The organism is Ralstonia sp. VS2407 (genome assembly GCF_052950655.1).
This window is the reverse complement of sequence record NZ_JBRFVG010000009.1, coordinates 61,771-74,404: the sequence shown is the minus strand read 5'-3', so window position 1 is coordinate 74,404 and position 12,634 is coordinate 61,771. Positions and strand designations below refer to the sequence as shown.

Below are 12,634 nucleotides of genomic sequence, written 5' to 3'. Positions count from 1 at the left end.
TTACAGCGTGAGCTTGCCCACGGGCTGCAGATCAACGTACGCGCCCAGCTCCTGGAAGGAATACACGTTCAGCGCCTGCAAGCGCGGCTCGATCATGCGGCGGACATAGCGTCGGATGTCCATGGACGTGACGATGGCAAGCGCACCGACCGGTGTCGCGCCCGATTGCGGTGCGCTGCGGCTCATGTGTTCGAGCCGCGTGACGATGGTGTCAACCTGTTGCGGGTCCAGCGTCAGGAAGTTGCCGGCCGGCGTGGGTTTGATCGCCTGGCGCACCGTCTGCTCCACCGTCGGGTCCAGCAGAATGGCGGGCATCTTGCGTGAGCCACAGGTGGCCTGGTGCGCGATCTGTCGCCCCAGATCGCCGCGCACGTACTCCACCAGCATCAGCGTGTCTTTTTCTTTCGGGCCCCAGATGACAAGGCTTTCGAGGATGGCGCGCATGTTGCGGATGGGCACCTGCTCTTCCAGCAGGCGGCGCAGCACGTCGGCCATGCGCTGTGCGGGCACGGCCTTCTGCGCCTCGGTGACCAGACCCGGGTACTCGGTGGTCACGCGTTCCATGATCCATTGCGTTTCCTGCAGGCCGATGAACAGATGTGCGTGCTTGCGCAGCACATGCACGACGTGGTCGGCAATCACCTGCTCGGCGTGGGTTGCTGAATCGGGCGCTGCGTCCAGTTGCGCACGCAATGGTTCAGGCAGATCGGATACCGATACTTTGCCCTCAGACACCGCGACCGGCTGGCCAGGGATGTCGTGCACCAGCACTTCGTACGCCTCTTCAGGTTGCGCGGCGCTCTTCCAGACCGCAATGCCGGGGAAGGGCAGGCCCAGCTCTTCAGCCAAGGCGTGCCGCCCGCTTTGGAACGCGGCATCGAGTTTGGGAATGTCGAGCCCCTCTGCCAGCCGCGTGCCGAGCCTTACCCCGAGAGGCGCGGTGAACGACGGGGCCTTGTCGGCAATGGTCGGCGCTTTATCCTTGGACCCTTCGCGCAGCAGCGCAGGCAGGGTGTCGGTGTCGGTCGTGCTACCCGTGTTCAGGCGCTTGCGCAGCGTGTAGCCAAAAGTGAAGACAACACCTGCCAGCGCGACAAACAGAAACGACGGAAAGCCCGGCACCAGCGCAAAGCCGGCCAGTAGCGCGCTGGCGGTGAACATGGCCCGTGCGCTGGTCGAGAGCTGCCGCACGATCTCCTTGCCGAGCGAGCTTGGCTTGGCGCCGTGGTCGTCGTCTGACACGCGCGTGATCATCACCCCGGCCGCCACCGAGATCAGCAGCGAGGGAATTTGCGACACCATGGCGTCGCCGATCGACAGCACGGCAAAGCGGTTGGCAGCTTCACCGGCCGTCATGCCGTGGTACGTGATCCCGATCACGATGCCTGCGAGGATGTTGACCAGCGTGATGACCAGGCCGGCAATCGCATCGCCCTTGACGAACTTCATGGCGCCGTCCATGCCGCCGTGCAATTGGCTTTCCATGGCCAGCAGCGCGCGGCGCTTGCGGGCCTCGTCTGCGCTCAGGTGCCCGGCGCGCAGGTCGGCGTCAATGCTCATCTGCTTGCCGGGCATGGCGTCGAGCGTGAAGCGCGCGCCAACTTCGGCCACACGTTCAGAGCCCTTGGCAATCACGATGAACTGCACGGTGGTGATGATCAGGAACACCACCAGACCCACCACGAGGTTGCCGCCCACCACGAGCTTGCCGAAGCTCTCGATGATGTGGCCGGCGTCTGCGTGCAGCAGGATGGATTTGGTCGATGCGATGTTCAGCGAGAGCCGCAGCAGCGTGGTGAACAACAGCAACGACGGGAATGCCGACAGCGACGTTGCCGCCGGGATGTACATCGTCACCATCAGCAGCACGACCGATAGCGTGATGTTCAGCCCCAGCAGCGAATCGATCAGGACGGTGGGCAGCGGCAGCACCATCAACGCAATGACGGCAACCACCAACGCGGCGATGCCGATTTCGCCGCTGAATTCAGAGAAGGCGGTCTTCTTGGCCATATCGGATGCCTCAGTTCAAGATGGAAGGGCCTGCGCCCGAGTGTTTGGCGCCGGGGTCTTTCGCGCCGATCTCGCCCACCCAGGCCAGCACTTCGGCCACGGTTTCAAACAGGGCTTCGGGCACGGGATCATTCAGCTTCACGAGGTACAGCGCGCGTGCCAGCGGCGGGTTGCCGATGATCGGAATGCCGAGCGCCTGCGCTTCTTCGCGCAACCTCAGGGCTTCGTCGTCGACGCCCTTGGCGGTGATGCACGGCAAGCCGCATTGTTCGGGTGCGTAACGGATCGCCACGGCGTAGTGCGTGGGGTTGACGATCACGGCCTGCGCGCCGGCCACGGTCTGTTTAGGCTTGGCTTCGTCCACCATCTGGCGCGCCAGCTGCTTGCGCTGGCCCTTGATGTGCGGATCGCCCTCGCTGTTCTTGTGTTCGCGCTTGACTTCGTCCTTGCTCATGCGGTGGTCGCGGATGAAGAGCCAGCGCTGGATGCCAAAGTCCACCGCGCCGAGCAACAGAAACAGCAGGCCGCCCGCGCCCAGCAGCTTCACCAGCATCGACATGCCGATCTGCGCGATATCCATGACGGGCTGATACGGCGTGCCCACAATGGTCGGCAGCAACATCAGGACGAGCTTCCACAGCGCGGCCCCAACGGCGAGCGCTTTCACCACCATCTTGAGCAGGTCAATCATCGAGCGCATGGAGAAGATGCGCTTCAGACCCGATGCGGGGTTGATGGCGCTCATCTTCAGTTCGAGCGGCTTGGTTGAGAGCACGATGCCCGTCTGGCCCCACGTGGCAATCCAGGCGACCAGCGCAAACGCGAGGCTCAGCGGCAGCGTCATCAGGGCCAGCTGAAGTGCGACGTGGCCGAGCGTCTGCTTGAGCGTCATGGCCGGGTGCCGGCTGTTGTTCACATCGAGCGCGAGGTCGACCAGCGCCCGCCAGCGATCGCCCAGCAGCGATGCCGTCATGGCAAGCAGCAGGCAGCCCGTGAGCAGCACGACGGCGGCAATCAGGTCGGCACTCTTGGCGGTTTCGCCGTCTCTGTGCGCGTCTCTGAGTTTCTTGTCTGTGGGCTCTTCGGTTTTTTCGTCCGACATGGCGGTGCCCTGGGGTGTCGACGGAGGAGGCCGCGGCGTACGGTGCCGTAGCGATGGGAGGCATTGTGCGGACGCGGGCGCCTTCCGCGTGCCCTTTGGGCGAAGGCGGATGCACGGTTCCGAAGCTGGGGTGTGAGCGAAGCGAGAGCGGTCGCTTTTGCGTTGTGCGTACTGGCGCACAGGGCGAACGGACTTCGGGGCAGGGCGCTCTTTTTCGGGGCAACTGGCCGGCGCGCGGCATGCGGGCGTCTATGGTTCCACCAGAGCTTGGCCGGAGCACCCACGCCGGCATCGACATGACCCGACACGGAGAACCCTGCGATATGGAACCGATTCAATGTAGCAACCGCCTGCTGGGCGGGCTGCTCGAAGTCTTGATGTACGCAACGCGCAGCGGCCAGTTCGACAACGCGCAATCGCTGCTGACTGCATTGCGCACGCTGCGCCCGAATTTTCGCGAACTCGACCTGGTGGAAGGCTGGCTGCTGGTGGGCCGCCATCAATACGCCGATGCCGCGCGCATCCTGCGCGAGCTGCACAACGGCGAGCGTGCCGAGAGCGTGGTGCCGTTTGCCTCGGCCATGATGGCGCTGTGCCTGAACGCCCTGGGCGATCAGGAGTGGCATGTGTATGCCAATGAGGTGCTCGCCCGCAACGAAGACGCCGATTCCGTCGCGCTGGTGCGCACGCTGATCGGCGTGCAGGAAGAAATGGATGCCGGCACGTTCGGCACCACCGCCGCTGCCGCGCCGGCCGCAGAAAGCGTGGATCTGAGCGCTTACCACAGCGCGCACTACTTCACCCGCGCTTAACCATCCTCCCGGGAGTCCATCATGATCCAAGGTCCGACTGCCATTCCGCCGGTCACTGCCGGCACGCCGGGCGCCGGCATTGCCCCGGCTGAAACTGCCGCGCCCGCGCCCGAGCTTGTTGCACGCTTCGAATCGATGCTGCAGAACGCCAAGCACAGCCAGCATCACAGCAAGGGGCCGTCAGCCGTTGGCGAACTGGTCAAGAAAGAGGATGCCGCCGTGCAGGCGTCGATGGCGCGTGTGGAGGCCATGACCGAGGCCGAACGCGGTATGTCGGTGCAGGAAGTGGTGGCCGAAGGCGTGCGCGTACAAATGGAGTGCGCGGCCACCATGACGAAGATCCACCTGGGCAGCACCATTGCGCATTCCGGCAAGAACGCCGTGCAGACCCTGATGCGGAACCAATGATGCGGACCGCGCTTCCATCCTGCCGCATGCGGCGCGGCGCACTCGCACTGCTGTTCGTGCTGACTGCGCTGCTGGCTGGCTGCAACAAGCAGCTCTTTGCCCAGCTGAGCGAGGCCGACGCCAACGACATGCTCACCGTGCTGCTGCAGGCCGGCATCGACGCGCAGAAGAATTCGCCCGACGACGGCAAGACCTGGTCGGTGATGGTCGACCAGGATGCCTTTGCCCGCGCGATGGAAGTCCTGCACAGCCACGGCTTGCCGCATGAAAAGTACGCGAGCCTGGGCGACATCTTCAAGAAGGACGGGCTCATCTCTACGCCCACGGAAGAGCGGGTGCGCTTCATTTACGGCGTATCGCAGCAGCTTTCGCAAACGCTTTCGCGCATCGACGGCGTGTCCGTAGCCAATGTGCAGATCGTGCTGCCCAACAACGATCCGCTGGCCACCGTGGTCAAGCCATCCAGCGCATCGGTGTTCATCAAATACCGCCCGAGCGCCAATGTGTCTTCGCTGGTTCCGAGCATCAAGAACCTGGTTGTGCATAGCGTGGAAGGGCTTACCTACGAGAACGTCAGCGTCACGCTGGTGCCCGGCACCGTGGATGCGCCCACCGCCGATGTCGCCAGCCGCGCGCCGGCTGGTGTGTCGTGGGTCACGCTCGGGGCCGTGGTGGGTGCGCTGGGCGTGATCGTCCTGCTGTGGCGTGCCGCCATTCGGCTGTCTGCTGTACGGACACGGCTTGACGCAGCGCGTGCGCGGCTGGAAGACAAGTTGCCGGCACGCTGGAAGAAGCGCGTAACAGCATGATCGACACGAGCGCCGCACCCGATCCGGCCGCCGCCATGATCCTGCGCATGTTGCACGCGTATCAAGAGCGGATGCGTGGGCTAGTGCATGTGTTCGATGCATCCGCATGCGCCGCGCAGGCTAACGGTGTACCGGCAGGCGCGGCCAAAGACTGGCGCCAGGTCTGTATCGCGCTTGGCGTGGGTCAGGTGGGCTTGCCGACATTGCTTTCGCGCGGGCATCGCCTCGCCGTGCTCGATAAAGACGACCTCCAGCGCGTGCTGGCCGCCCGCATGCTGATCGGCAGGCGTGCCTCGCTGGCGCGATGCATCGACGGTGCTTACCTCGCCGGTCTTGCCGGTCTGTTGGGGGAGGCAGCGCTCACGGCGTTGACGCAACGCGAGCACTGGGCGCCAGGCGCCAGTGGGCCGCTGCCCGCGCTCGACTTGGCGCAGCTTGCCGAGGCCGGCCTGCATGCCCTGATTGCCGACGGTACGGTGTCGGATCCGTCGCTCGCGCAATTGATGCGCCTGACGATCGGCATGCAAGCGCCGTTGCCGCAGTGTGCCGGCACTCCCTCAGATGAAACGCCAGCCGAATCCTTCATGGCTGCGTTGCCTGTTCTCTTTCCGGAGTTGGCATGGTTATTTGGTTGAGGCGCGATGCTCCGCTTGGCATTGGCTCGGACGTGATCCGTGCTGAAGACTACGGGCACGTGGTCGAACTGGATGCCGCATGGCAAGCCGTGGACGAGGCGCGCGAAGCTGCATTGGCGCAGGCGCACACCGAGGCTGAAGCCATCGTGGCGCAAGCCCAGGCCAATGCCGACGAGTTGCTCAGGCAAGCCGAGCAGCGCGCGCAGCGCAGCGCCAAGCTTGGCTATGCTGCTGGTCAGCGACGTGCGTTGGAGGATTTTCACGCGTCCATGGCTGCGCGCGCGTACGACGATGACGAAGCCACGCGCCGCGAGGAGGACCGCCTGATCGCCACGGTCATGCAGGCGGTCGAACATGTGGTGCTGGAATCCGACCGCCAGGCACTGTTTGCGCGTGTGGCCGCCACGCTCGGCCGCGTGCTGCAAAGCCAGGCTCGGCTGACAGTGCGTGTGTGCGCAGACGAGATCGAACCGGCCCGCGCCGCCTTCGCCAAGGCCGTGCAGACGGGGTCCCTCAACGCCGCCTTCGAGGTGCTGGCAGACGACCGCGCAGAGCCCGGACATTGCCAGTGCGACTGGGACCACGGCGTGGCCGATGCGAGCCTGCGTGTGCAATTGGCCGCGCTTCGACAGGCGCTTTCCGGTCGCAAGCGCAAGCCGGTTGAACATGCCGATCCGCACGAAGACTTCGCAGATGACGAGGGCGGCTTCGACGAGGATGCGGCATGACCAAAGCCGCGCTGATCGACGCCATGGACGAGGCAATTCGTAGCGTGGCACCCGTCCAGCGGCTGGGCAAGGTCGTGGAAGTGACGGGCACTCTGTTGCGGGTGGGCGGCGTGGACGTCAAGCTTGGCGAACTTTGCACGCTGGCCATGCCCGACGGCACGGAGCTTCAGCAAGGCGAGGTGGTCGGCTTTAGCGAGCACTTTGCATTGCTGGCGCCCTTTGGCGGCGTGGTGGGCTTATCGCGATCGACCCGCGTGGTGCCGAGTGGGCGCACGCTTTCGGTCGGGATCGGGCCCGGGTTGCTCGGCCGCGTGTTGGATGGTCTGGGCAGACCCGCCGATGGTGGACCGCCGCTGGATGTGTACGACTACGTGCCGGTGTTTGCGCAGGCGCCTGACCCGATGTCGCGCCGCTTGGTGGAGCAGCCGCTAGCCACCGGTGTGCGCGTGATCGACGGATTGGCGACGCTGGCAGAGGGGCAACGCATGGGCATCTTCGCGCCGGCCGGTGTGGGCAAGAGCACGCTGCTCGGCATGCTGGCGCGCGGCACCGAATGCGACGTCAACGTGATCGTGCTGATTGGCGAGCGCGGCCGCGAGGTACGCGAGTTCATCGAACAGATTCTGGGTGAGGAAGGCATGCGCCGCTCCGTGCTGGTGTGTGCAACGTCCGATCGTTCGTCCGTGGAGCGCGCCAAGGCTGCGCACGTGGGTACGGCCATCGCCGAGTATTTCCGCGACCAAGGGCTGCGCGTGCTGCTGATGATGGATTCGCTCACGCGCTTTGCCCGTGCGCAGCGCGAGATCGGCCTTGCAGCGGGCGAGCCGCCCACGCGGCGTGGCTTTCCGCCGTCAGTGTTTGCTGAGCTGCCGCGCCTGCTCGAGCGGGCAGGCATGAGCGCCACGGGCTCCATCACCGCGCTGTACACCGTGCTGGCCGAAGACGAATCCGGCAACGACCCCGTGGCCGAAGAAGTGCGCGGCATTCTGGACGGCCACCTGATCCTGTCGCGCGACATTGCCGCGCGCAATCGCTATCCGGCCATCGACATCCTGAATAGCTTGAGCCGTGTGATGACGCAAGTCGCGCCGGCTGACCACTGCGCAGCAGCCGGCCGCATGCGCCAATTGCTTGCCAAGTACAACGAGGTCGAGACGCTGCTGCAGATGGGCGAATACAAGGAAGGCAGCGATGCCGTGGCCGACACCGCCGTGCAATGGAACGGCTGGATGGAAGACTTCCTGCGCCAGCGCACCGACGAGTGGTGCAGCCCAGACGAGACGTATCGGCTGCTGAGCGAGGTGGGTCAGACATGAAGCGCAAGCGCTCCGCTGTCTGGCACACGCTGATCGAAGCCAAAACGCGCCAGCGCCGTCGTGTCGAAGCGGAGATTGCTGCCGCACAGCAAGCCGTGGCGGAAGCACAGGCCACCGCGCAAGACAGCGAAGACGCGTGCGAGCGCGCGCATGAGCGGCTGCGCGGGCATATCGGCCGCATGGATCAACTGATTGCCGCCCCCGTGCTGCTGGCCGATGCGTACTTGCGCTACGACGCGTTTCGCGGCGAGCTGGATGATGCGGTCGTGCAGGCCGAGCACGACGTGGCGGCCGCGCACGCCGCCGTGGCCGAACGCGAGGCAGAACTCAAGGCGCGCCGCCAGGCACTGGCGCGGCTCGATGCCATGCTCGATCAATGCCGCAAGACTGCGGAGCGGATCGACCAGCAGGAAGCCACCGAGCGCGAGCTTGCCACCGAGGAAGAGGCCGTGGAGGCCATCCTGGCGCGTCCGCGCCCACGCGCAGCGGCTTGATGGCGAAACATTCTGACGACATTCACGCCCTCATATGGAAGCGATCGATACCGTTCTGCACGCCTGGTTTGATCTTGATGAAAGCGCGGAGGTCATCCTTGCGCTGCTCGCGCTGTCGTGCGTGCGCATCATGACCATTTTCGCGATCCTGCCAGCCACGAGTGACCAGTCCGTGCCCGGCACCGCGCGCAATGGCGTGGTCTACACGCTCGCCATCATCGTTGCAGCGGCGCAGCCGCCCGCCGTGGCGGAACACCTGAGCGCGGCCCGGTGGTTCCTGCTGGCCGGCAAGGAGATCTTTCTGGGCGCGTGCCTCGGCTACGCGGCGTCCACGGTGTTTTGGGTGGCGCAGACGGCGGGCACGATCGTCGACAACATGGCGGGTTTCAACAACGTGCAGATGAGCAACCCGTTGCAGGGCGACCAGAACACGCCGATCGGCAACACGTTATTGAATCTGGCCGTCACCTTGTTCTATGCAGCGGGCGGCATGCTGTTCCTGCTGGGCGTGGTGTTCGAGTCGTTCCACTGGTGGCCGCTGGGCGCCACGCTGCCCGACATGAGCGCTGTTGCCGAGAGTTTTCTGCTGCAGCAAACCGATTCCATCTTCTCCACCGCCGTCAAGCTCGCAGCGCCGGTGATGATGACGCTGTTCCTCATCGATGCCGGCATCGGCCTGCTATCGCGTGCGGCAGACAAGCTCGAACCCGCTTCGCTTGGCCAGCCCATCAAGGGTGCGGTGGCCATCCTCATGGTCACGGCGCTGGTCGTGGCCATGTCCAGCCAGGTGCGGGATACGCTCACCTATAGCCAGTTGCTGCAGCGGGTCAAGAGCGGACTGGTGGGCGATGACACGTCGTCAAAACCGAAGAATATGCGGTGAGGATTGTTCAGCGCCTGACGAAGCTTTGTTGAGATTGTGGGTGCGGCGATTTCTTAGGATGTCCTTACGAAATCCAACACCAAGCGGCCCGCGCTTCGCGAGCCGCAATCTCTGACACGGGAGCGTCGACATGCTGGGAAACATCTACTTTGCCTTGGCCTCCGGATTGGCAGCGCGTGAGCGCCTGCCTGACTATGCGAAGGCCGTCTTCGCGGAGGATTTCGACCGCGCGTATCAACTGGTCGATGATCATGGCGGCTTGCACGGCAAGGACGCTGGCGACTACGCCGGGGTGCTGGCCATGGCCGATGCATCGATGCTGCTGGAGTGCGATGAAGACGCCGAAGAAGCGTTCCGCACCGCGCAGCGTCTGATTCGCCATTCGGATGATCAACTGCGCGTGGTCTCGTGCCGCAACATGGGCTGGCAATCGCTGCTGCGCGATCGCTATTCGGCCGCGGCGGGCTGCTTTTCCCGCATGGCCGAAGACGATGGCGCGACGTGGCTGCAGCGCATCGAAGGCATGATGGGCCTGGCCCTCGTGCATCACCAGCTTGGTCAGCAGGACGCAGCAGACGAGGCGCTGCAATCGGCGCGCGCCATTGCAACGGAGCGCAACGACGCCGGCTGGCTCGCCACGCTCGATCTCGTCGTGTACGAGTTTGCGGTGCAGGCTGGCATCCGGTGCTCCAACCGCTTGCTCGAACACGCGTTCTGGCAGTCGGCCGAAGTGGGTGCTGCGATGCTGCACCACCATGGCGGCCGCGACGGATGGGCCCCCAACGGCAAGCACGATGCGAGTGTGCCCGCGATGGTCCATCGCCGCGCCGAGTATTTGAGCCTGCTGCGCCGCATGGCCGATGGCGATCGCACGGCAATCGACCCGCTCATGGCGATCATCGGGCAGTCGCGCCGCATGGGTAGCCGCCTGTTGATGCAGACGAAGGTGGAGGTTGTGCTGGCAGCGCTCAGCGGCGAGCAGCACGACGTGGCCGGCAAGGTCTATGACCAGATCTGCAATCGCGATACGTCTTTCGGCGCGCGACGCTGGAACTTCGACTACCTCTACTGCCGCGCCAAGATGGCCGCGCAGCGCGGCGACGCAGCCGGTGCGCTCAAGTACTACACCGCCTACATGCAAGACGCCCTGCGCTGCCTGCGCACCGAATCGCCCGGCGTGCGCCGTGTCAGCCAGACCACGCCCGCCGCGTCACGTGCGTCCGATGATGTGAGCGCGCGGCTGTCTGCCAAGTACCGGCGTGCGTATCACTACATCCTGGACAACATTGAGCGCAGCGACCTGACCACGCGTGAGGTGGCCGCGCATATCAACGTGACTGAGCGTGCGCTGCAACTTGCGTTCAAGAGCGCGGTGGGCATGTCGCCCAGTTCGGTCATCCGGCGCCTGCGTCTGGAGGGCATCCGCTCCGACCTGCTGGACGAGGGGCGCGGGCCGTCGAACATCATCGATACGGCATCGCGCTGGGGCATCCGCAGCCGCTCGGCGCTGGTCAAGGGGTATCGCAAGCAGTTCAACGAAGCGCCGTCGGAAACCATCTGGCGTTAATTCGCGGGCGCTGTGTCGCGTGGCCGCGCGCTGGTGCGGTCTGTCTTCTTCATTCTCACGAGTGCAACCATGCATCTGACTCGAATTGCGGGCCGGAAGGGTCGCGTGCTGGCCGCGTGCCGGTGCCTGATGGCCGCGGCCATCGCAGTGCTGTCGCTGGCCGGAAGTGCCGCTGCGGCGGTGATCCCCTGGCAGTCGCAAAAATTTGAATACGTGGCCGACCGCAAAGACGTGAAGGATGTCTTGCGAGACCTCGGCGCCAGCCAGCACGTCATGACGTGGATTTCGCCGCAGGTCGAGGGCAGCGTGACGGGCAACTTCAATGAAACACCGCAGCGCTTTCTCGATCGCATGGCGGCCACATTCGGCTTTGCGTGGTACTACGACGGCGCCGTGCTGCGTGTGACGGGCGCCAACGAGGCGCAGAGCGCGACCATTGCGCTGCAACGCGCGTCCACCGCGCAAGTCAAGCGTGCGCTGACGCGCCTGGGCGTGACCGACCCACGTTTTCCCGTGCTGTACGACGACGAAACCGGCAGTGTGGTCGTATCCGGGCCGCCGCGTCTGGTCGAACTCGTGCAGGACATCGCACGCCTGATCGATCGCGGCCGCGAGGACGCCAACCGCACGGTCGTACGTTCCTTCCCGCTGCGCTATGCCTGGGCCACGGACCACACCATGATGGTGGACGGCCAGTCCATCACCATCCGCGGTGTCGCGTCCATCCTGAACAGCATGTACGGCAACAACGCACCGAGCACGGAGAACACCCCGCAGCGCGGCAGTGACCGTCGCGTCGACAGCGTCGCCCCCGGCGAGGCAAACGCAGGCCGTGGTGGCACGCGTGCGCTTTCTGGCCTGGGCGGCAATGATCGCAGTGGCGGCAAGGCGCCTCTGCCGCCTGGCGGTATCGGCCAATATGCCGGTGGTGGCGCTGTGGCACCGCTGCCCAGCGGCGAAGGCCGCAGCCGTACGGATGCATTCCAGGAAGACGGCGGCAGCGCCCCGATCATCCATGCAGACCCGCGCAGCAACTCGGTGCTCGTACGAGACCGCGCAGACCGCATGGCGGCCCACCAATCGTTGATTGAATCGCTGGACACACGCCCGGCTGTGCTGGAGATCAGCGCCAATATCATCGAGATCAGCGAGAGCGCATTGGAAGACCTCGGCGTTGACTGGCGTCTGCACAACAGCCACGTCGACATGCAGACCGGTTCTGGCACGAACACGCAATTGTCCAATCCGGGCTCGCTCGATGCGGTCACCACCACGGCCAATGCCGCTGCGGCCATTGCCGCTACGCCAACGGGGGGTGTGTTGACCGCCGTGATCGGTGGGGCATCGCGTTACCTGATGGCGCGTATCAGCGCGTTGCAGCAGACCAACCAGGCGCACATTACCGCGAGCCCTAAGGTGGCCACGCTCGACAACACCGAGGCCATCATGGACAGCAAGCAGAATTTCTACGTGCCGGTGGCGGGGTATCAGTCGGCGGATCTGTACAGTATTTCGGCGGGCGTGTCGCTGCGCGTGTTGCCGATGGTGGTGACCGATGGAGGCACGTCGCGCATTCGGATGAACATCCATATTGAGGATGGCCAGATCACCAGTCAGATGGTCGGCAACCTGCCGGTGGTGAACAAGAGCGAGATCGACACCCAGGCACTCATCAACGAAGGCGAAAGCCTGCTGATCGCCGGTTACTCGGTTGACCAGCAGACCAAGGGTGTGGATGCTGTGCCCGGGCTTTCGAAGATCCCGTTGCTGGGTGCACTGTTCCGGCACGACCAGACGACTGGCCAGCGGTTCCAGCGCTTGTTTTTGCTAACCCCGCGAGTGGTGGCGCTGTAAGGCCACTTGCCAA

The 12,634-nt window shown here is 64.8% G+C and carries 12 protein-coding genes; 10 read left to right on the top strand and 2 right to left on the bottom strand.

What is annotated here, in order from left to right:
* Entirely contained in the window at positions 1-2,013 is a 2,013-nt protein-coding gene (locus tag ACU8YE_RS16000) for an FHIPEP family type III secretion protein (RefSeq protein ID WP_440475748.1), read from the bottom strand.
* Positions 2,014-2,023: 10 nt separating this feature from the next.
* On the bottom strand, positions 2,024-3,115 hold the full coding sequence (gene sctU / locus ACU8YE_RS15995; RefSeq protein WP_433867655.1) for a type III secretion system export apparatus subunit SctU: 1,092 nt from the start codon (positions 3,113-3,115) through the stop codon (positions 2,024-2,026).
* A 323-nt stretch (positions 3,116-3,438) separates the two neighbouring features.
* Between sctU and ACU8YE_RS15990 the strand changes: the two genes are divergently transcribed.
* From ACU8YE_RS15990 to sctC, 10 genes are all read left to right on the top strand, one after another.
* The gene (locus tag ACU8YE_RS15990; protein WP_232038743.1) at positions 3,439-3,927 is read left to right on the top strand and encodes an HrpB1 family type III secretion system apparatus protein; all 489 of its coding nucleotides are present in this window, start codon (positions 3,439-3,441) and stop codon (positions 3,925-3,927) included.
* 21 nt (positions 3,928-3,948) lie between these two features.
* On the top strand, positions 3,949-4,335 hold the full coding sequence (locus ACU8YE_RS15985) for a type III secretion protein HrpB2 (RefSeq protein ID WP_260801178.1): 387 nt from the start codon (positions 3,949-3,951) through the stop codon (positions 4,333-4,335).
* Positions 4,336-4,361: 26 nt separating this feature from the next.
* Positions 4,362-5,144, top strand: a complete 783-nt coding sequence (sctJ, locus tag ACU8YE_RS15980) for a type III secretion system inner membrane ring lipoprotein SctJ (protein ID WP_332395173.1) — start codon at positions 4,362-4,364, stop codon at positions 5,142-5,144.
* On the top strand, positions 5,141-5,779 hold the full coding sequence (locus tag ACU8YE_RS15975; RefSeq protein ID WP_433867657.1) for a type III secretion protein HrpB4: 639 nt from the start codon (positions 5,141-5,143) through the stop codon (positions 5,777-5,779). The genes sctJ and ACU8YE_RS15975 overlap by 4 nt, the downstream gene beginning before the upstream one ends.
* Positions 5,764-6,507, top strand: a complete 744-nt coding sequence (sctL, locus tag ACU8YE_RS15970; protein ID WP_446929138.1) for a type III secretion system stator protein SctL — start codon at positions 5,764-5,766, stop codon at positions 6,505-6,507. The genes ACU8YE_RS15975 and sctL overlap by 16 nt, the downstream gene beginning before the upstream one ends.
* 23 nt (positions 6,508-6,530) lie before the next feature.
* The gene (gene sctN / locus ACU8YE_RS15965) at positions 6,531-7,823 is read left to right on the top strand and encodes a type III secretion system ATPase SctN (protein WP_446929200.1); all 1,293 of its coding nucleotides are present in this window, start codon (positions 6,531-6,533) and stop codon (positions 7,821-7,823) included.
* Positions 7,820-8,317 carry a type III secretion protein HrpB7 gene (locus tag ACU8YE_RS15960; RefSeq protein WP_446929137.1) on the top strand — a complete coding sequence of 166 codons (498 nt, stop codon included), beginning with the start codon at positions 7,820-7,822 and terminating at the stop codon, positions 8,315-8,317. The genes sctN and ACU8YE_RS15960 overlap by 4 nt, the downstream gene beginning before the upstream one ends.
* A 34-nt stretch (positions 8,318-8,351) precedes the next feature.
* The gene (sctT, locus tag ACU8YE_RS15955; protein ID WP_232038738.1) at positions 8,352-9,200 is read left to right on the top strand and encodes a type III secretion system export apparatus subunit SctT; all 849 of its coding nucleotides are present in this window, start codon (positions 8,352-8,354) and stop codon (positions 9,198-9,200) included.
* 130 nt (positions 9,201-9,330) lie between these two features.
* Entirely contained in the window at positions 9,331-10,767 is a 1,437-nt protein-coding gene (locus ACU8YE_RS15950) for a helix-turn-helix transcriptional regulator (RefSeq protein ID WP_260801182.1), read from the top strand.
* A 69-nt stretch (positions 10,768-10,836) separates the two neighbouring features.
* Positions 10,837-12,621 carry a type III secretion system outer membrane ring subunit SctC gene (gene sctC / locus ACU8YE_RS15945; RefSeq protein WP_260801183.1) on the top strand — a complete coding sequence of 595 codons (1,785 nt, stop codon included), beginning with the start codon at positions 10,837-10,839 and terminating at the stop codon, positions 12,619-12,621.
* The last annotated feature ends 13 nt before the right edge of the window (positions 12,622-12,634 follow it).